Origin of the sequence: Legionella sp. W10-070 (assembly GCF_900640175.1) — a bacterium.
In the GTDB taxonomy this organism is placed as follows: domain Bacteria; phylum Pseudomonadota; class Gammaproteobacteria; order Legionellales; family Legionellaceae; genus Tatlockia.
Window position 1 is genome coordinate 125191 of sequence record NZ_CAAAJC010000001.1, and the last position, 20484, is coordinate 145674.

The following is a 20484-nucleotide window of genomic DNA, read 5'->3' on the forward strand; positions in this document are numbered from 1 at the left end:
ATCAAGCACAGTCTTTAAATACTCAGGATTCAATGTCCACTCCCACCCCATATTCATACACCAGCTGCCCACCAAAGATACTGGTGAGGAAAATCAGCAAAGCAGTCAGCAACGAGGTATATACCCCTATTGGCAGTATGTGACTTGCAAAATCATCAAGACGAAGCAACCAGTTAAACGAGGACACCGAGAGCATCATGACTGCAAGAATTGCATGACACCAGGCAGTGATCAGGTTACGGATACGTGCTACAGTAATCAAATCAATCAGGCCAATAATACCGGAGAATGCTCCTCCTACTGTACCAACACCGACAAGCCACAATCCTGCCCTTGCCCAAAAAAGATCATGGCTATAAATATAGGCAACATCCGTAGCAACCAGACCGAGCAAGGCCGCTACAGGAAAATGAATCAGCATAGGATGAATCGGATGACCAGCAATAGACATGCGACTGTTAATTGGTTCATGAGCCATGAGTTCCCCTTTGAGGCATTCCGTGTAACCCGCAATAGATCATTTAAACCATTAACTGCATGCTTTGCAATCTTCTTCTCTTTTTTATTGTCAGGATGTCAGGGGCCGCAATCTGCTCTGGCACCTGCAGGTCCTGCAGCACTTGCTGTTTATTGGTTGTGGTGGGGGATGTTTGTTTTTTTTAGCCTGGTACTGCTGGGAATTATTCTCCTGTGGTTTTATGCAATCCGCCCCAAATCAGAAGTAATGGATGAGAAACGAATAATCCCCCTGCAGCGGCAGTTAATTATCGGCGGCGGCATTCTCCTGCCAACCATAAGTATCATCATACTACTTCTCTTCGGCACCCCGGCAGGTTATCGCATGCTTCCCCTGCCCTTATCAGGAAACCCACCTCTGCGCATTGATGTCATTGGTCATCAATGGTGGTGGGAAATCCACTACCCGGAAGCCGGGATTACCCTGATTAACGAACTGCATCTACCCATAGGACATCCTGTTGATATCCATGCCACCAGTCAAGATGTCATCCATTCGTTCTGGATACCCAGAATCAATGGGAAAATCGATATGATCCCAGGACGGATTAATGTTTTACGCCTTCAGGTTACAAAACCAGGTCATTTTCGCGGTCAATGCGCCGAATTCTGCGGTTTGCTGCACGCCCAGATGATTCTTAAAGTCGAAGCACACAAGGCAGATGATTTCAGCGCATGGATTGAAAAAAAACGACAACATTCCTTTATGCCCAAAATTCCTCTTTCCCCTGGTATCAGGCCGGAGAACCCAGATGGCCAATGAAAATAACACAAACGATCACGCCCGCATGCATACTGAATTCTACGAGGTTTGGGGTAATCCTCGCGGTTGGCGTGCTTTGACTATTGTTAACCATACCACCGTTGGCATCCGCTTCATGATAACCGGAGGCATATTTTTTATTCTCGGTGGCTTACTTGCCATGCTAATGCGCACTCAACTGGCACTTCCAGAGCAACAGCTGATTAAACCTGATATCTATAATCAGCTTTTTACCATGCATGGCACCATTATGATGTTCCTTTTCGCTGTTCCTTTCATCCAGGGGCTGGCTCTTTACCTGATACCCAAAATGATAGGCGCACGCGATCTGGTCTTTCCTCGTCTAAGCGCCTTTGGTTATTTTTGTTACTTGTTCGGCGGCATCATTTTAATAATCAGTTTGTTACTTAATCTTGCGCCCGATACCGGTTGGTTCATGTATACCCCCTTAACAAGCACTGCTTATTCACCGGGAAGAAATGCGGATTTCTGGTTAATTGGTATTACTTTTGCTGAAATTTCAGCACTGGCAACCGGCATTGAATTGGTGGTTTCCATCCTTCGTACACGCACCGCCAATATGGCGCTACATCAGATGCCGCTTTTCTGTTGGTATATCCTGGTCATGGCCTGGATGATCATCTTTGGTTTTCCGCCATTGATCCTTGGCAGTGTGCTGCTTGAATTGGAGCGTGCAGCAGGCCTGCCTTTCTTTGATGTAAGCCGCGGAGGCGATCCAATCCTTTGGCAGCATTTATTCTGGCTCTTCGGCCATCCTGATGTTTATATTATGTTTTTGCCGGCAGCAGGAATTATTTCCACACTAATCCCCGTGTTTGCCAGGCGACCCATTGTTGGTTATCGCTGGATTGTGCTTGCAGTGATTGTTACGGGCTTTATCAGTTTTGGTTTATGGGTACACCATATGTTTACCATAGGCATCCCCCAACTGGCACAAGCCTTCTTTTCCGTTGCCAGCATGCTGGTGGCTATTCCTACTGGCATTCAATTATTTGCCTGGCTGGCAACCCTTATTGCCGGTCGTCCTGTTTTTCGCATTCCCATGCTTTGGGTTTTTGGTTTTTTAGTCATCTTTGTCGCTGGGGGATTAACCGGCGTCATGCTGGCACTTGTACCCTTTAACTGGCAAGTCCATGATACGCAATTTGTCGTTGCCCATTTTCATTATGTGTTAATTGGCGGCATGTTTTTCCCCATGGTGGCAGGCCTTTATTATTGGTTGCCGCACTTTTCTGGCCGCATGCCTTCGGAGCGATTGGCAAGCTTAGGATTCTGGTTAACCTTTATTGGCTTTAATATTACTTTTTTAATTATGCATTTAACTGGTCTTCTTGGTATGCCTCGACGGATTTATACTTATGAAACAGGCCTGGGCTGGGATTGGCCAAATCTTATTTCTTCTGTTGGCTCTTTTATCATGGCAGCCGGGATTGCGATGATTATTCTTGATATTCTCCTGCATTTTCGCTTTGGTCGTCCTGCATCAACCAACCCATGGAATGCCGATACCCTGGAATGGGCTACAGCCACTCCTCCTCAGCCTTATAACTTCATCAGCTTGCCTGCTTGTCCAACCCGTCACCCGCTTTGGGATAAGCCTAACCTGCAGCAGACTATAGCCGCAGGAGAGCATGATCTGGCAATTGCCAGTCATGGGCGTCGAGAAACCTGGGGTACTGATCCTGTGACTGGTAAAATACGTGAAATCATTCATTTACCGGGCAACTCCTGGTTACCCTTTTTTGCTTCGCTGGCCATCATGATTTTATGCTTGTCACTGATTGTGCGAAATTATCTATGGGCGGCCATTTTTACATTGGTCTGCTTCACTATTTTGCTCCGTTGGGCCTGGATTAACGGTATGCATGAAAAAGCAGCACCTGAAACTAAAATCAGGAGCCATAATCTGCCATTACACTCGAGAACTTTTGATGGACCAGGATTCTGGGGAATGGCGGTTAGTCTGTTGGCGAATGGCGCTTTCTATATGTCATTAGTGTTTGGCTGGTTTTATTTATGGACTGCGGCACCCTATTGGCAAACCCCTCAGCAAATGCCATTTTCAAGGATTCTCCTGTTAAACAGTGGATTACTGCTGTCAATTAATGTCCTGTGGCTTTACCGTTTAATGAAACGAGTCCGCGCTCGTCAAGTTGCCCATCTGCAAGCCAATCTTTGGGGCATTGGTTTTCTTGGATTAATTCATTGCGTTATCTTGCTATGGGTAATCATCAATTCATCCCTTAATCCTACCCAAATTGCTCATGATGCAGTAATCGAAGTAATTTTATTGTATCAGCTAATTCATGGCGTTATTGCCGTTATCATCACCTTTCAGCTTGCCTTGCGAGTTTTTTATGGCTATATCGGTACGCAATCGCTCTATGAACCGGTAGTGGTTGAGCAATGGTGGATTTATACTGCTATTGTCTTTTGGCTAACTTATGCTGCAATTGTCCTGTTGCCGATGTCATGGGGAGGTGCCTGATGCTATCGCCAGCCCATCCTTTACAACTGGTTTTCGGTCTGATTATCTGGAGCTTGTGGTTTGTGCTCATGTACACTGTTTTGTCTGTTGGTTGCGCAGTTTCCTCACCACCTGCATCATCGTTAACCTGGTTAAATGGTTTGCTTTTTTTAACAACCTTGATAAGTACCGCTTCTTTACTCTATCTGTCCTATAAGAGCTGGCGTGCAACAAATTCCCCTTATCCTCCCGGCAAGATGCGTCGTTTTATTATTTGGATAGGGCTTGGGGTCAACCTGATTGCAGCAGCAGCCACTTTTAGTATTGGATTGATGACCTTGTTTCTTCCACCCTGTCTATGAGAAATAAATATGAAATTACGCGCGCTTATCAGTTTGGCTTTCTTATTATTACCCGCTATTGTATTTGCCCATGATCCCTTTGCAGCCAGTGAAAAAACCCAACTGCCTGTCATTTTAGGGGCATTGCTTTTATTTTCATTCTGGTTGAGCTATTGCTTCGGCGCCTATCAGTTGTGGCCAGGGTGGCAGCGATGGTCTTTTTTTCAAACAGCCGCTTTAATTATGGCCTTTACCGTGTTTGGGCCTTTTGATGAATGGGCTGAAACCAACACGGCAGTACACATGCTGCAACATATGTTCATGCTGGTTGTTATTCCTCCTTTATGGGTATTAGCCCGGCCGTTACCGCAATTAGCCCAGGCAGTAGGCCGCCCCATCATCTGGCTATGGAGTCCTTTGTTAATCATTGCCCATTATCCTCTCTTAACCGCTGCCATCCAGGGACTGGCTATCTGGTTTTGGCATGCTCCGAAACTTTATCTTCTTGCACTGGACAATCCCTGGTGGCATTTTATAGAGCATGCCTGTTTCCTGCTAAGTGCCGGTCTATTTTGGTGGTCAATCCTGCATTGCTCACCATCCAGAGCACCACGCGCTTTTCTCGCGCTATTATTTACCCTCATGCACACTGGATTTTTAGGCGCTTTATTGACGTTTGCTCATCAATCCATTTATGGCGTTAATCGAAACCTTGAACATCAGCAGTTGGCCGGTTTAATTATGTGGGTTGTTGGTGGGTTACCCTATTTTGCAGCCGTCTGCTGGTGTGGTAAACGCTGGTTTGAACAAATGCTGCGAACCAATCCCTTGCCTGAGGAGTCTTAGACAACAGCCTCTAGAGCGCCGAATGATTTAAATTTAAGCAATAGTCTAATTGCCCCCTACGTACCGTGCTTTATGCGCGGTACGTAGGCAGTAGGGATCAATTGTCGACAGCGCCTAGATAGTCAGAAAATTATAATTCCCTGAGCCTTAAGGATTGTTTAATTTCCCAAAATCCTTCCCAGGGATCCTCTTTCAAATTTTTTAAACGGATTGGCAAGGTTTGGATAGTGTAAAAGGTATCATTGATATCGTCCGTAAGCTCATACCAGTGAATAGGCACTGCCACAGGTGCATGCAGTCTGGCTCGTGAAGAGTAAGCACTGATTGCCGTAGCACCTCGTTGATTGCGCAAATAATCCACAAATATTTTACCCTTTCTCTTGGTTTTTGCCATATTAGTGGTATAGGAATGCGGATCCCGTTTCTGCAGAAATTGAACAAAAACCTGAGTAAAGTGTTTAACTTCATCCCAATTATATTCCGGAAGGATGGGGATAACGACATGAAGTCCTTTGCCGCCGGTAGTTTTTACAAAACAGATCAGGCTAAATTCCTCAAGATATTTCTTTATTTCAAAGGCAGCTGCCACGACTTTTTTCCAGAGCACATCAGGGGCTGGATCCAAATCGATGGTCATCATATCGGGGCATTCAATATTATTAACAGTACTCCCCCAAGGGTGTATTTCAAGAACCCCCATTTGCACAAGACTCAATAAGCCCGTTTCCTCTTTCAGATAAATATATTTTTCTGCCTCACCTGCTTTATTTTTTATGGTAATCGCACAAAGTTCACTTCGGGTAGACTCATTAAAATGCTTTTGGTAAAAGCAATCCTCATAACCGTTTGGACATCGAAGCAGAGTAAGTGGACGATTACGAATAAACGGTAAAATAAACGGCGAAATCGTCTCGTAATAATTAAAGAGATCTTGTTTGGTGATATTATCTTCTTCATAAAGAACTTTATCAGGATTTGACAAAATAATCTTGCCAGGACTCTCCTTGGCTAATTCCTCAGCAGGCATCTCTTCTTCTTTTTTTATCAATTTCACTGCCTTATCCCGCCTTAGTCCTTTAAAGCTGGGATGTCTTAATTTCCCTTCCGCTGTCCATTCGGTAAACTCTACTTCCGCAACCAGTTTTGGTTTAACCCATAGCGCATCCTTTACTCCCGAAAGTTTGTTGTGAAAAGGATTTTCATTACTGCGATTTTCCTGCAATTGTTTGAATACTTCTTTCAACGTCTGGTTAGTAAATCCCGTACCAACATTTCCACTGTATACCAACTCACCCCGATTGTTAAAAACACCAAGCATCAAAGAACGGAAATATTGTCTTGACCCTCTTGGTTTTAAGTAACCGCCAATTACGAACTCCTGGCGTTTGCCACACTTCACCTTAACCCAGGACTTAGTCCGTTTTCCCTGATAGGTGCTCTGTATATTTTTGGAAATAATCCCCTCCAAAGCCAGTTCACAGGCTTTCTTAAACACTTCGTTACCATGATTGATAATATGATCACTATAACGTAATACAGCGTCGTTATCTGGCAATAAATTTCTGAGTATCTTCTTTCGCTCTACTAAAGTTAATCCTCTAAGATCATATTGGTCATAGTAAATAAGATCAAAAATATAATAAATGAAAGCTTGTCCCTTTTCTGATTTAATAGCATTCTGTAGAAGTTGGAAATCAGATTGATGATTTTTATTTAACAGAACGACTTCGCCATCGAAGATTATGCGCTTCACCGGAAATTGTTTTAGTTTATTGACAATATTAGGGAAATTTTCCGTCCAGTCGGTATGGGTTCGCGACATTAATTGGATAGATTTCCCTTCTTTAGAGGCAATAATTCGATAGCCATCCAATTTAATTTCATGTAACCACTCTGGCCCTCCGGGTGCTTTATCTGTCAGGGTTGTCAATTGAGGAGAAATCCTCCTGGGAAAAGAAGCAGGTTTAAGATCAGAAGGAAGTAATTTGCTTATCGCCACTTTCTTCCCTACTGCTTTCTTTAAACCCTTTTTATGCCAAATATTGTCATAATTTTCTGCAATCTCTTCAATTGACTGTCCAGTTAAAACACTGTCAGGCTCTTCCTGAGTGATATCATAATCAGCCAAAGGTTTTGCAAATTCATCCTTATATTTAATGAGAAACCAGGACTTGTCGTCCTCTTGCTTAAAGCGGATAAGATCCCATCGCCCATTTAATTTTTCCGCGTTTAACCGGATCCGTAAATGACCCTTCTCATAGGCTTTTCCTGGATCTTCATCCAATGGCTCCCATTTACCTTGATCCCAAAGCATCACTGTACCGCCGCCATATTGTCCCTTTGGAATAATTCCCTCAAAAGAACCATACTCGACAGGATGATCTTCCACATGCACAGCCAAGCGCTTGACCTTAGGATCCAAACAGGGTCCCTTAGGCACAGCCCAACTTTTTAGTACCCCATCAAGTTCCAATCGAAAATCATAATGAAGATGACTCGCTGCATGCTTTTGAATAATAAAACGATAATCCTTTCCCCGATGCATTTGACCTTTTGGTTCTGGAGTATTGTTAAAATTTCTTTTCTGATGATATAAATTCAATCCCATAGGAGTTTCCTTTTACTCCCAACTACTGTTAATTATAGGTGATAGGTTGATCCTTCCCTGGCAAGATGCTGGAAACAGCCCTAAAATTAAAATGGAATCAATGGAATTTAAATTATAAGCCAGGTAAACCGTGCATTTTCTTCTTAATATTATCTATTTATCAAGGCATGTTATCGCTGTCTGTTGCACCTTGATTGGTATTTGGCTGATTAATGAAGTGACTGTAATGTTATATTTATTACCTGATAATCCTGGCATTTTTCTTGTTATCAAAACCCTATGGCTTTCTGGCGATCTTTTTTTACGCTTTATTTTGATGATTAATTTTTTTGTTAAACCAATTTTTATTTATTTATCAATTTATTATTTACTATCGCTTATCAAACGGTAGGCAGGAATATTCTCGGTCGATTAAAGCACGGTTTTCACCTTTAATACTGCTCAATGTTACCTAAGTTTTTCAGGATTGATAATGACTATCATGTCATCATCTTTTTTAGGAATGCCTCTTCCATCTCTATTATTAGTCGCGACATAAAATAGTCCGCCAGGGGCTAATTTAATCTCTCGCAGTCTTCCCAGGCTACCACTTAGGTATTTACTAAGCTTTTTTGTTTTCAAATCAAAGCCATACAAAGCTCTACCTCTTAGGCCGCAAAAGTAGAGTACATTGTCAAGAATTTCCGCGCCTGCAGGTGCCCAGGTAACATAACCACTTTCGATGGCCGGTGTCTCCATGCCGCTTTGAGACCCTTTACCTGTGATTATTGGCCAGCCGTAATTTCTACCAGGCTTAATCAGGTTAATTTCATCATGCGCCGTGGGGCCATGTTCGGTGGCCCAAAGCTGTCCTTGCTCATCCCAGGCAATTCCTTGTGGATTTCTATGCCCATAAGAGTAAACAGGGGAATTTATAAAGGGATTATCTTCAGGAATTGAACCGTCATCTTTGATCCTTAGTATCTTTCCAGCAAAAGAATTAATGTCCTGCGCCGCATCCGGAATTTGAGCATCACCTGTTGTAATATACAGGTAATTATCCGGACCAAAACGAATCCGTCCTCCATTATGAGTTGGGGCGCCTGGAATTTTATCAATTATAAGGCTGGGATCATGCAGTTTATTCTCTGACAATTGATAACGAACTACTCTATTGAGGTAATTATCATGCAATTGATAAGTATAATAAACGTAAACAAAAGGGTTATGCTGGAAGTCTGGATGGACCGCAAGACCAAGCAATCCGCCTTCACCTATAGGAGCTGCCTCCTCAATCGAGGCTATTTCCACAGGCTCATTACTTTTCTTTAAATCTACTGAATAGATCTTTCCCGGTCGCTCCGTAAACAGCATTGTACCATCAGGTAAAAAATCCAGGGCCCAGGGGATCTGCAGATTTTTTACCACTACTGAAAGCAGTGGAACAGGACGTTTATCTTCCCCAGCCCCTGATATTGATGCCGTCATGGGAAGATTATTTATTCTCGCGCCCAAAAACTTCCACCAGCCAATTGCAATGACGAAAATTACCACCATAAGTATTGCAAAAAGTATCCCTTTTATGTTGCTCATGCGCCTTAAAATAATTTGGTTAGAACCAGGTCATTAGTACTTATACCATGAATTATTACAAAAGTAATAATCAGCTACCTCATGGAAAATTGACCAGAGGATACCTGACGCTTGTAACATCCGTGAATTTACAACTAATTATTGGTTAACTGTTGCAATAGTTGACTTGCTGCATCCTGCTCGGCCTTACGGCGGCTGGCGCCGTAGCCTGTTGTTGTTTTTTTGATGCCGCTTACCTTACACATTACATAAAAAACCTGTTCATGTTCTTCTCCTTCAACCTTCACCAGGGAATATTCGGGCAAAGGTTTTCTTTCAGCTTGCAAATACTCTTGAAGCTGGGTTTTTGGGTCTTTTAAGCTATCCTTCAACAGATCACTTCCCAAACGAGAACTATACAGCCTTAAGACCAGTTTTTTACTCTCTTCCACGCCGCCATCAAGAAACACAGCCGCAATGACAGCCTCGAGCGCATCAGCAAGAATTGAAGCTCGACGAAATCCGCCACTTTTTAACTCTCCTTGCCCCAGATAGAGATGATCACCTAGATTTATTTCGGTCGCAATCTCTGCAAGCGTCTCTCCTTTAACCAAAAATGCACGCAACCGGCTTAACTGGCCTTCTGTTTGCTCGGGAAAGCGCTCAAACAATACCGCGGCAATAATAAAACTTAAAATCGAGTCGCCTAAAAATTCATAACGCTCATTATTAACGCTGCCGGCACTGCAATGAGTTAAAGCCTGCTTTAAATAAGCCATTTTTTTAAATTGATAATCTAATCGCCTGCCTAGACGCTGTAAATCATTGGGGATCAATTTTTACCTCTGATTTTATTAACATGCCGTCATCAACGGATAATGGAAACTGATACTCCTGAAAATCAACTAAACCTCAGTGAATAACCCTGCCTATTTTAGACCATCTGATACTGTCAGTCTTACTATTCCAACTCATCCATACCAGGAAAGCCTTGCCTCGTAAATATTCATCCGAAGTAAAACCCCAATAACGGCTATCAGCACTATCATCACGATTATCACCCATCATGAAATATTGCCCTTGCGGTACCACAACATCGAAGTCTTCAGCAGGAACATCCGGACGAATATAGATATCATGTTCAATGCCATTTAAATTTTCCCGATACTTCGCTACTGCATGCCCTGAACTTTCATCCGTAGTATACTCAACAAAAGTCTGCTTCATTTCTTTTCCATTAATGGTCAGTCTCTTGTTGTGATAACTTACCTTATCACCAGGTACTCCAATAACACGCTTGATATAATCAAAACTCGGATCAGGCGGCCAGCGAAATACGGCAACTTCTCCCCGCTTTGGATTGGCGATAGGGATTATCTTTTTTTCCAAAACCGGAAGCCTTAAACCATAAGCAAATTTATTAACCGCCACGAAGTCGCCAACCAGCAACGTAGGCTCAAGTGAGCCTGAAGGTATACGGAATGGTTCAACCAAAAAAGAACGTAACAACAGCACAATCACAAAGATAGGAAAAAAAGAACGGGAATATTCAATAATACGCCCAGGTTTTTCTTCAGGCTTGCGCTTTTTTGCAAAATAAAGAACATCAAGTAAATAAATAATACCACTGACTAAAGAGAGAATGACTAATAATAAAGCAAAATTCATACCTGATTGTTCCTATCAATTAATTGCATATCTACTAAACCACCTGAAACCTTATCCTGTAAGGAGCACCACTTTATTGCTTAATCCCGCATTCAGGATACTTTAGAGTAAACTACAGCAGCGATTATTTTTTTCTATCAGTTTGAAAAACTGCCATAAATGCTTCCTGAGGAATTTCCACATGCCCGACTTGCTTCATACGTTTCTTTCCCGCTTTTTGTTTCTCCAGTAATTTTCGCTTACGGGTCACATCCCCCCCATAACATTTGGCGGTAACATTCTTACGCAAAGCCTTTACCGTTTGTCGGGCAATAATATGATTACCTAAAGCAGCCTGAATAGCGACATCAAACATTTGCCTTGGTATTAATTCCCGCATCTTGTCAGCCAATGCCTTACCTCGACTGTAGGCCGCATCGCGATGAACAATGACAGCCAGGGCATCAACACGTTCTCCATTAATCAAAACATCCATTTTGACCAGATCTGCTTCCTCAAAGCGTAAGAAATTATAATCAAGAGAAGCATAACCCCGACTCACTGACTTTAAACGATCAAAGAAATCAGATACCACTTCACTCATAGGCAAATCGTAAGCAACTGATACCTGACGGCCACTATAGGTCATATTAACCTGAACGCCACGACGCTCTACACACAGACTGATGATAGAGCCTAAGTAATCCTGCGGTACCAGAATATTGGCGCGTACAATTGGCTCAAACATCTGCTTGATTTGTTGCGTAGGAGGTAACTGTGATGGATTATCTATCATCAAAGTTTCCCCTTTAGTGGTCACTACCTTGTAGATTACCGTAGGGGCTGTCGATATTAAATCCAGATTATATTCCCGCTCCAATCTTTCCTGGACAATTTCCATATGCAGCATGCCAAGAAAGCCGCAACGAAAGCCAAAACCTAATGCTTCGGAAGATTCTGGCTCATAAAATAAAGAGGCATCATTTAAACTCAGCTTGGCCAATGCTTCACGGAAAGCTTCAAAATCATCCGAGCTGATTGGAAAAAGACCTGCATAAACCTGTGGTTTGACGCGCTGAAAGCCAGGAAGGGGGGCTGACGCCTGATTCTTTTCAAGTGTTAAAGTATCACCGACTGGCGCACCCTGGATGTCTTTGATACCCGCAACGACATAGCCAACCTCACCTGCCTGTAATATGTCAAGTTTCTTACGCTTGGGGGTAAAAATACCCACCTGGTCAACCTCATAGGATTTACCGCTCGACATGACCCGCAACTTATCCCCTTTCTTAAGCGAACCATTAGCGATACGAACCAACGAAATAACACCAAGATAACTGTCAAACCAGGAATCAATAATTAAAGCTTGTAAGGGCGCTTCAATTTCACCCTGTGGCGGCGGAATGCGAGAAACCAGTGCCTCAAGGACTTCTTCAACACCAAGGCCGCTTTTGGCGCTAACTCGAATTGCATCCTGCGCTTCAAGCCCGATAATATCTTCAATTTCAGCAATTACCCGTTCCGGCTCTGCCTGAGGTAAATCAATTTTGTTTAAAACCGGTAAAATTTCCAAAGATTGATCAATTGCAGTATAACAAACTGCGACGGTTTGGGCTTCAACCCCCTGCGCTGCGTCCACAACCAGGATAGCCCCCTCACAAGCCGCAAGGGAACGTGATACCTCATAGCTAAAATCGACATGGCCAGGGGTATCAATAAAGTTGAGCAAATAGGTCTTGCCATCACGGGCAGTATAGTTCAAAGATACACTTTGAGCCTTGATGGTAATGCCCCTCTCTCGCTCGATTTCCATGGAATCAAGCACCTGTTCAGCCATTTCCCTGTCAGATAAACCGCCACAAAGCTGAATAAATCGATCGGCCAAAGTCGATTTACCATGATCAATATGGGCTATGATGGAAAAATTACGAATTCGCGTTAAGTCGCTCAACTGAAAAACCTGCTAGTAAAATGGTGCTATTCTAGCTTAATTATCAGCGTCCAGAAAGTACCGCGTAATAAGCAGGCACGATTTAAACCCGCGATTTTCTAATTTAGCGATTTATTCTCACTGATTCTCAATATCCTGCGCCTTGGGCACAGGGCATGGCCAATAAACCGTACATTAATCGCACCCTGTTTTTATAAAAAATTTGCTGCCGTTTTATTTTTTATACTAAACTTAAACATTTGATAGTCACTAAAGGATCGGGAATGCGACGAATAGCCACACTGTGTTTTGCCTTGATTACATTGTTCGTTTGCAGCATTGCTCAAGCCGACAAAGCCTTCAGTCAGCGTAAAGATGTTCAGCAATTTATTGAAAAAATGGTTAAAGAGCACCAGTTTGACCGCAAAGAGCTGGTGCAGATTATGGATGAGGTGAAGCTACAGCCCCAAATCATCGAATCAATGGACAAGCCCTACGAGAAGAAATCCTGGGATGTGTACAAACAATTATTCTTGACCTCAGACAGAGTACAAGGTGGTATCGAGTTTTGGAAGAGCAATCAGGAAACCTTAAAGAAGGCAGAGAAAAAATACGGTGTACCTGCCCATATCATTGTCGCCATTATCGGTGTTGAAACCCTCTACGGCAAAAGACAAGGCAACTACCGGGTCATTGATGCCTTATCAACCCTGGCCTTTAATTATCCCAAACGCGCTGAGTTTTTTACTAAAGAATTGAAAGAATATTTATTACTTTGCCGCGAACATAAAGTCCCCGCCACCCAATATATGGGTTCTTATGCTGGCGCTATTGGCATGCCACAATTTATGCCCAGCAGTTACCGCTACTATGCTGCCGATTTCGCAGGAAATGCCAAAAAAGATTTGGTTAATGACAATGAAGCAGTCATTGCCAGTGTTGCAAATTACTTTCGTAAACACGGATGGGCAACCAATGAAGGCATCGCACAGCCGGCAAGGGTAGAAGGTAACCACTATAAAAATATCAATACTGCCTATAAAAGTGCGACATACCAATGGCAACAATTGAAAGCAGCGGGAATCAAACCCCTCACAGCTTCCATCCACGCGCCATCGAAAATTGGCCTGATTGAGTTAAATACACAAGACGGACAGGAATACTGGCTTGCTTATCCTAATTTCTATGTAATCACCCGCTATAATTCCAGTCCTCAATATGCAATGGCAGTTTATTTATTGTCCCAGCAATTAAAGAGCCAATGGACCCTGGCTTCTGCTGACAAAAAATATGCTTATGCCTAGCCGTGAACCAATTTTTTCGCGGCTGCAAATGCGGCTAATTGACGCCATTCCGTCTTTGAGTTTCTTGAATAGGGTTCGCTATTCGCCTCATTCAAAGACAAAATGGCGATCAATTATCCATATTTTCGCTCTGCAAAACAATTGCTTCACAGAGCCTAAATTTTTTATCGTTATTCAGGCTAAACTGTCTGGCCTGAATAGCGACTCAACTGATCAGATCAAGGTGCCCTGTGGCCACATGCTTTCTATTTGCTCATCAGCTTAACCAAGAGGGTTGCTTAAGTCTGGTTCTGGATAATCAAAACCAGATAATAGCCCCACTTGCACAACGTGACTTTGACAGCATCAAATCCCTGCAGAAAGGTCATCAGACCATTATTGTTCTGCCCACGTTGCTTTTTAGTCTGCATCGTATTGCCCTACCCTGGCTTAACGACAAAAAAGCACGTGCTGCCATCCCCTTTGCACTGGAAGAAAACCTTGCGCAAAATGTTAACACCCTACACTTTGCTTTTGACCGTAATTATTATCAGGATGGTCACTACCTGGTAATTGTTGGCAATAAGAGCGAGTTAGAAAAATTAATAATCCAACTTAACGAACAGGCAATTTATTTCGATGCCATAACCATTGATTGGTTTGCACTTAATCAAGATGAAATAGCTGGAATGGACTCTTATCTGCTGATTAACGACACGAATTTCCAAGGCGCCCTCTCCCCTGAATTAGCTACTCTTTATTTTAAAAAACTGCCTTTAGCAAGCAATTATTCATTTCTTGTCTTTCCCAACAGTAATAAGGCTTTCACAGTCACACAGCCTGTCAGGTCGATAAAATCAGAAGAAGATTCCTTTATCTGGCTTGCCAGGCGCCTGCAAAAAATAAAGCCAATGAATCTATGCCAGGGTGAATTACGTCATGGGGGCGATACTAAAGCAAAACGCTGGTATCAGGCTGCAGCAATAATGACTGTAATCTGGCTAGCCACCTTCATTGGTGGAAACCTCACCAAACTTCATCATCTTAATAAAGAAATAAAGGAAGTTGATGCTAAAGTAGCACACATTTACCATGCGTTTTTTCCTCAGGCACAACAGGTAATCAGTCCTAAATTTCGCATTAGTCAATTACTGAAATCCCGTCAAACCGAAAAAGATAACAGTTTTTGGCTTCTATTAAATATCCTGGCGGAAAATTTTAACCCGGACACCATGAATTTTGAGCAACTCCGTTTTCAAAACCAATCACTCCAGCTTACTCTGACAACAAAAAATTTCGCAGAACTGGAGCTTTTTCAGAACCGTTTACAAAAGGCAAATATTCAGGTAAGGCAAACGCAAGCTTCAACAGATAGAGAAAGAGTAGTTGGAACTCTGGAGCTAACCCTATGATTAATCATTGGAATAATTTAAATGTCCGAGAGCGCTGGATGGTCATTATTACTGCTGTCTTCTTGCTGAGTTATTTATTCTATCTTTTGATTTATTCCCCTCTGACTACCGCAATTAACACCCACTCTGCCCAACTAACAGAAAAACAGGAAACTTTGGCCTGGATGGAAAAAATTCGCCAGCAACCTAAAAACCATCGTGCCCCGCAAACCATCAGTAATACGAAGTTATTAGCCTTGATCGACAGTCAATTAACCAGCGGAGTCTTAAGGCAATTCCCCTATCAGATGCAACAAACAAGCTCAGGGGAAATTCAGTTATCATTTGAAAAAGTACCTTTTAGTCAATTTGTATTTTGGTTATGGACTTTAAGCAGGGATTATGCGCTCAGCATCAAGCAAATTAATACAGAAAACACAGAGACGCCAGGCATAGTAAAATTGATGATTATCATTGCCACCGCCAGGCAGGATGCTTAGTATGAAATCATTTTGCTTCAACTTATTACTCGTGCGATTAAGAGAGCTGTTGGTGATGGTAGTCCGGATGAAGCGCAAGCGAAATCCGGGATCGAAGCTTGATAATAAACTCATACCCTTCCGCTGACGCTCCATCCAGGCACAACTTTCAAGGAAAAACCGCCGTTTTAATCGCACGTGCGTAACATGAACTTATTACACCATTAGCAATTCAACCAGATGGTCATCATGCAGTGTTGCCTGGCCAATATCATTGCCCTAATTATTTACGTTATTTTGGATGCTTCCCCAATTTTTTATTCCCGCCCCCTGCCTGATGTCTTGCGGCAGATTGCTCAGGGCTTTTTGCGCTTCCTCATAACTATTATAACTGCCGTACAACCCTTTGTAATAGGATTTATCACCCCGATGATATTTTATCTGCGCCGTACGATCATTTTTGGGTATTTTATAAAGCCTGCCTGCCACCTGGGAGGCTTTTTCACTCTCAGCAATTTCTATGGTATATCCCTGTGGGTTTTGGCTTCTTACCCAACCTCTATCCCTGTCTTTATGAGAAGTTGGTGAATGGGCGGAGCCTACATGATAAGAGTCAGGCACTTTCACCTCCCTCCGAGGCATTGCCTGATCGCTATAGTCTACTCTCCCATCGTAATCTTGATAGTAGTTAGTGGTATATAGATAGGGCTGATAACCGCTATTATAATCTGTGTATGTTGTATAGCTGCTCTTATGAATTGAAGAACAAGCAGAGAGGCCAGCAACAGCCATTATCGCTGTTAGAATTTTTACTCTATTCATAATATTTTCTCCCTTATTCAAGTCTCCCTTGAGCATCTTATTCAAGAAAAACCCTTATTTTTATGGGTATGAAAGTCCTATCCTAAGCTAGTTATCTTCCAAAGTCTGAAAAACTTTAGGTTCTTTTGAGTTGTTTCTATTCAAACAATCGCATAAAGTATGTAATTTAGCTGATAATTTAACGATGTGGACTCATAGACGCTCCGGACAAACTTATCAACGTGGCAATCAAGATCATCGAGATCCTTACGAACGAGACAGAACGAGAGTAATTCATTGTCCTGCTTTTCGTCGCCTGCAACGAAAAACCCAGATTCTAGGCACTGATGAAGGCGATTTTCATCGTACACGGCTAACTCATTCCCTTGAGGTAGCCTCTATTGGTCGCAGTATTGTCCGCAATCTTGCTATGAATCAGCAACAAGGTATATTACCCGGATTACTGCCCAGTGATGATCTGATATCTGTTATTTGCCTGCTTCATGATATTGGCCATCCACCATTTGGGCATGGTGGTGAGGTCGCTCTTAATTATATGATGCGTCATCATGGAGGCTTTGAAGGGAATGGACAAACGCTGCGCTTGCTGACGAAGGTAGAAAACAGCTATGGAATGCATGGCCTTGATTTGACACGCCGTTCTTTATTGGGAATTTTGAAATACCCCGTTAATCGCAATAAAGTAATCGCAACAGCGCTTCCTGAGGCGCCAGTATTATTGAATAAAACCATTCGAGTGAATGACTGGCTTCCTCCAAAAGCGTATTTTGATACGGAGCAGGCTGAGGTTGATTGGCTCATGGTACCCTTTATCGACCAGGATAAAGCATTATTCCAGTCCTTGATAAAGCCCCCCCAGGCAAGGCAGCATGGAAAATCAGCCTATCATAGCTTTGATTGCTCCATTATGAATATTGCTGATGATATTGCGTATGGTGTTCATGATCTGGAAGATGCCATTCATCTGCGATTGATTAGTCGTGAAAAACTGGATAATGAAGCGTTCCATAACCTGCTTTCCGAAACGCCGCTTGTCAAAAACAAAGATCAGCTACTCAATTTCTTATTTAGCCAGGAACTTCATGAACGTAAACAGGCAATTGGGGAAATGGTTAACTATTTTATTACTGCGACTCAAATTGTCATTACCCATGAAAATTTTGCAAATCAGCTGCTAAAGCACAATATTACCCTCTTTCCAGAAGCAGCGATCTTATTAGATTATCTTAAAAATATTATTTATCAACATGTTATTGACTCCCAGGAAGCACGCACTTTTGAATATGGAGGACAAACAGTAATACTTCGCCTTTTTGAAGCAATTAGCTCAAATCCCGGCAGTTTACTGGATACTAAAAATCGTCAGTTATTTCATCAGGCAGAAAACGAGATAACCGCTTTCAGGGTGATTTGTGATTATATAGCCAATATGACTGATGAATATGCTTACCGTATGCATGAACGGCTGTTTGGATTTAACACCAGGACTATCTTTGAACGACTTTAAGCCAACCGTAAATGGCGTCCCCAAGGGGATTCGAACCCCTGTTACCGCCGTGAAAGGGCGATGTCCTAGGCCTCTAGACGATGGGGACCTGGAACTTTAATATAACACGTTTAATACAACATTTAACGCCAAAAATGGCGTCCCCAAGGGGATTCGAACCCCTGTTACCGCCGTGAAAGGGCGATGTCCTAGGCCTCTAGACGATGGGGACCTAAACACATTCCCGCCATCAACCTGAAGTTGATGGTGGTGGAGCTAGGCGGGATCGAACCGCCGACCTCTTGCATGCCATGCAAGCGCTCTCCCAGCTGAGCTATAGCCCCGAATTTAAGAATTGGCAGTTTAATGATGGACCTTAATACTGTCAAGCAATTTTTAATAATTTTAATGAACTTGCAGGGAAAGACACACTGAGATTATTTGCTTGGGTGTTCGTCATCACTGCATTCGCAATGACGACGGCTTGATAACACAGCGCACTTTCTTTAGTTGAACTTGAGAGGATTACTCACTGGTTACTTCCAGAGGCTTCAAGAAAACCTGGCGCTTTTAAGATTTACTGAGTGACTTTTTTAATGCACCCAAAATAGCAGTTAATATCGCCCCACCCACAGCACTGGAACCGACATTCGCTAGCAGCGTACCAACCGTCATAGCACCTAATCCTAGCGAATCCAGCAAATTCATTGCCTGTGCAATATAGGCACCGCCTATACCACCAATAGCACCCGCAATTGAATTGCCGATAGCTCCCAGACTCATGTTTTTTAATGCTGCTCCGCTTAGATTACCGCCTACAGCCCCACTGATTAAACTAACTATCACTCCTACAATATCCATGATTAAATTCCTTTCTTAGGTAATCGTAATTATTGCATGTTAAATTATAGTCTAGAGTTATCGGAATTTTTTGGAGAGGTTTGTTAGCTGATTAGTATTGATAACAGCGACCAACTAAAGGCAGAAAAGGAGTATCAGCACCCGGAAAAGTTCATCGGATTACTGGCTATTTTGAGAACTTTCAGGAGGACTGAGTTAAGATTGAAATGATTGGTATATCAGGATACTCATAGTAATTAAAGGCACCTGTTGGTCAGGCGCCTTTAATTTCATTCCACTTTAAGCCTGTGCTGCTTCAGCACGCTTTTTTGCTGCTTTTTTATGCTGTTTCCAGTCACGGTCTTTAGCAAAAACAAAGCTTGCAGCCTCTTCAATAAAAAATCCGATATCATCAATATTTGCCCATGCACAATATTCATTAATCTTATCGAAAGTTTCACTGCTGATTTCTGCTTTAATTTTTTCTTTTTTCTGTACTCGAGTTCCATTGATAATTGGCATATTTAACCTCAAATGTTAATTTAAACGAGTAAATTCTAACAAATAAAATCATGATTGCAAAGCAACTCTTTTTGTTTCAAGAATATACGTTTATTAAAGTCTCCCTTAGCAACAAATATCAAATGGTTTTGTCATTTCCGAGTAAAAAGCACCCCAAATCCTATCGCAATAATCTAATAAGTTGTCGTGCTGCTGCAGTTGTTTTTTTAGGGCATCCTCGTGGGGTAGCCAAGCAATATTGGCTAAAAAAGCGAATGCTGTTGCATCAATGCCTGTTAATTCACTGCCATGAAAATATCTCTTTTGAGCAAGCCGTTGGGCAATCACATCCAGGGTTTTATTTCCCATAGATAAAACCTCATCATAGCTATGCCGTCCCATACCCTGAGCATATAATGCGCGCTTCACCTGCTTACGTACCTGCCCGGGAACAAACAATTTCGCAAGCCTGGGTAGTCTGGGGAAAAAAGAATCACACAGAGAAGACCAACCCTGCTCATCCTGCCAACGCAAGTAAAGCATTATCCAGTAAAGTCGCTCAGCAAAAAGATTATCCAACAGGAAAGTTTCTGCCTTTTGCTCCCTGGTTAACTCCCTATCCAATAGATCACCAAATTTTCTTATCAGGTATTCAATAATCAGTTCGCTATCCGCGATAGTTTCGTCATCTATTTTAATAAATGGCAACTTGCCCTTTGGTGCCTTGGCAGGATTCATCATAAATCGAATTTCGTACGGAATTTCAGCCATTCGCAAATAAGTCTCAATTTTTAAGCAAAAAGGACTTGCATTAGGTAGTCCCCAAACACCAGGATATTGATATAAGATAATCATGTTTCTTATTATTCCTTTATTCATTCTATACATCAATCCAGAAATACGGGCGCGATTAAAAACGCGGGTTTTCTAACTTAGGGCATGATTTTCACTATCCCGATATCCCGCGGCTTTATCAAGCAGCATCGACCAGG

Annotated in this window: 19 protein-coding genes and 3 tRNA genes; 9 read left to right on the forward strand and 13 right to left on the reverse strand. The window is 42.4% G+C overall.

Features of this window, described 5'->3' with window-relative positions:
• Window positions 1-22: 22 nt before the first annotated feature.
• The gene (locus E1O65_RS00535; RefSeq protein WP_133131644.1) at window positions 23-478 is read right to left on the reverse strand and encodes a DUF2231 domain-containing protein; all 456 of its coding nucleotides are present in this window, start codon (window positions 476-478) and stop codon (window positions 23-25) included.
• Here E1O65_RS00535 and coxB point away from each other — a divergent pair.
• From coxB to E1O65_RS00555, 4 genes are read left to right on the forward strand one after another with little or no spacing between them, the layout of a single operon-like run.
• A complete protein-coding gene (coxB, locus tag E1O65_RS00540) occupies window positions 434-1279 on the forward strand; it encodes a cytochrome c oxidase subunit II (RefSeq protein ID WP_207384211.1) in 846 nt (281 codons plus the stop codon). The genes E1O65_RS00535 and coxB overlap by 45 nt on opposite strands.
• Window positions 1269-3788 carry a cytochrome c oxidase subunit I gene (gene ctaD / locus E1O65_RS00545; protein ID WP_133131646.1) on the forward strand — a complete coding sequence of 840 codons (2520 nt, stop codon included), beginning with the start codon at window positions 1269-1271 and terminating at the stop codon, window positions 3786-3788. Before coxB ends, ctaD begins: the two co-directional genes overlap by 11 nt.
• The gene (locus E1O65_RS00550; RefSeq protein WP_133131647.1) at window positions 3788-4129 is read left to right on the forward strand and encodes a hypothetical protein; all 342 of its coding nucleotides are present in this window, start codon (window positions 3788-3790) and stop codon (window positions 4127-4129) included. The genes ctaD and E1O65_RS00550 overlap by 1 nt, the downstream gene beginning before the upstream one ends.
• Window positions 4130-4138: 9 nt before the next feature.
• On the forward strand, window positions 4139-4954 hold the full coding sequence (locus E1O65_RS00555) for a cytochrome c oxidase assembly protein (RefSeq protein ID WP_133131648.1): 816 nt from the start codon (window positions 4139-4141) through the stop codon (window positions 4952-4954).
• Window positions 4955-5084: 130 nt separating this feature from the next.
• Here the strand turns inward: E1O65_RS00555 and ligD are convergent, their stop codons facing one another.
• The gene (gene ligD / locus E1O65_RS00560) at window positions 5085-7562 is read right to left on the reverse strand and encodes a DNA ligase D (RefSeq protein ID WP_133131649.1); all 2478 of its coding nucleotides are present in this window, start codon (window positions 7560-7562) and stop codon (window positions 5085-5087) included.
• Between the two features lie 130 nt (window positions 7563-7692).
• On the opposite strand from ligD, the gene E1O65_RS00565 reads away from it, so the two are divergent.
• Window positions 7693-7953: a hypothetical protein gene (locus tag E1O65_RS00565; RefSeq protein WP_133131650.1), complete on the forward strand. Its 261-nt coding sequence runs from the start codon at window positions 7693-7695 to the stop codon at window positions 7951-7953.
• Between the two features lie 56 nt (window positions 7954-8009).
• On the opposite strand, the gene E1O65_RS00570 is transcribed toward E1O65_RS00565, so the two are convergent.
• From E1O65_RS00570 to lepA, 4 genes are all read right to left on the reverse strand, one after another.
• Window positions 8010-9134, reverse strand: coding sequence for a PQQ-dependent sugar dehydrogenase (locus tag E1O65_RS00570; protein WP_133131651.1), 1125 nt, complete (start codon window positions 9132-9134; stop codon window positions 8010-8012).
• 134 nt (window positions 9135-9268) lie between these two features.
• The gene (gene rnc, locus E1O65_RS00575) at window positions 9269-9946 is read right to left on the reverse strand and encodes a ribonuclease III (protein ID WP_133131731.1); all 678 of its coding nucleotides are present in this window, start codon (window positions 9944-9946) and stop codon (window positions 9269-9271) included.
• Window positions 9947-10025: 79 nt separating this feature from the next.
• Window positions 10026-10781, reverse strand: coding sequence for a signal peptidase I (gene lepB, locus E1O65_RS00580; RefSeq protein ID WP_133131652.1), 756 nt, complete (start codon window positions 10779-10781; stop codon window positions 10026-10028).
• 124 nt (window positions 10782-10905) lie between these two features.
• Window positions 10906-12711 (reverse strand): translation elongation factor 4, encoded by a 1806-nt coding sequence (lepA, locus tag E1O65_RS00585; RefSeq protein WP_133131653.1) that lies wholly within the window; start codon window positions 12709-12711, stop codon window positions 10906-10908.
• A gap of 263 nt (window positions 12712-12974) precedes the next feature.
• Between lepA and mltB the strand changes: the two genes are divergently transcribed.
• The 3 genes from mltB to gspM all read left to right on the forward strand — a co-directional run bounded on the left by mltB (window position 12975) and on the right by gspM (window position 15864).
• The gene (gene mltB / locus E1O65_RS00590) at window positions 12975-13994 is read left to right on the forward strand and encodes a lytic murein transglycosylase B (RefSeq protein WP_133131654.1); all 1020 of its coding nucleotides are present in this window, start codon (window positions 12975-12977) and stop codon (window positions 13992-13994) included.
• A 230-nt stretch (window positions 13995-14224) separates the two neighbouring features.
• Window positions 14225-15385, forward strand: a complete 1161-nt coding sequence (gene gspL / locus E1O65_RS00595; protein WP_133131655.1) for a type II secretion system protein GspL — start codon at window positions 14225-14227, stop codon at window positions 15383-15385.
• Entirely contained in the window at window positions 15382-15864 is a 483-nt protein-coding gene (gene gspM / locus E1O65_RS00600; protein WP_133131656.1) for a type II secretion system protein GspM, read from the forward strand. The genes gspL and gspM overlap by 4 nt, the downstream gene beginning before the upstream one ends.
• 258 nt (window positions 15865-16122) lie before the next feature.
• Here the strand turns inward: gspM and E1O65_RS00605 are convergent, their stop codons facing one another.
• Window positions 16123-16665 (reverse strand): SPOR domain-containing protein, encoded by a 543-nt coding sequence (locus tag E1O65_RS00605; RefSeq protein ID WP_133131657.1) that lies wholly within the window; start codon window positions 16663-16665, stop codon window positions 16123-16125.
• 184 nt (window positions 16666-16849) lie between these two features.
• On the opposite strand from E1O65_RS00605, the gene E1O65_RS00610 reads away from it, so the two are divergent.
• A complete protein-coding gene (locus tag E1O65_RS00610) occupies window positions 16850-18172 on the forward strand; it encodes an anti-phage deoxyguanosine triphosphatase (RefSeq protein ID WP_133131732.1) in 1323 nt (440 codons plus the stop codon).
• 12 nt (window positions 18173-18184) lie between these two features.
• Here E1O65_RS00610 and E1O65_RS00615 read toward each other — a convergent pair.
• The 6 genes from E1O65_RS00615 to E1O65_RS00640 form a co-directional block, all read right to left on the reverse strand.
• Window positions 18185-18260: transfer RNA gene (locus E1O65_RS00615), tRNA-Glu, on the reverse strand.
• Between the two features lie 47 nt (window positions 18261-18307).
• Window positions 18308-18383, reverse strand: a tRNA-Glu gene (locus E1O65_RS00620).
• A gap of 36 nt (window positions 18384-18419) precedes the next feature.
• Window positions 18420-18495 (reverse strand) — tRNA-Ala (locus E1O65_RS00625).
• Window positions 18496-18721: 226 nt separating this feature from the next.
• Window positions 18722-19012: a hypothetical protein gene (locus tag E1O65_RS00630; protein WP_133131658.1), complete on the reverse strand. Its 291-nt coding sequence runs from the start codon at window positions 19010-19012 to the stop codon at window positions 18722-18724.
• A gap of 279 nt (window positions 19013-19291) precedes the next feature.
• A complete protein-coding gene (locus E1O65_RS00635) occupies window positions 19292-19513 on the reverse strand; it encodes a hypothetical protein (RefSeq protein WP_133131659.1) in 222 nt (73 codons plus the stop codon).
• Window positions 19514-19618: 105 nt separating this feature from the next.
• Window positions 19619-20347, reverse strand: coding sequence for a glutathione S-transferase family protein (locus E1O65_RS00640; protein ID WP_165474866.1), 729 nt, complete (start codon window positions 20345-20347; stop codon window positions 19619-19621).
• Window positions 20348-20484 lie beyond the last annotated feature (137 nt).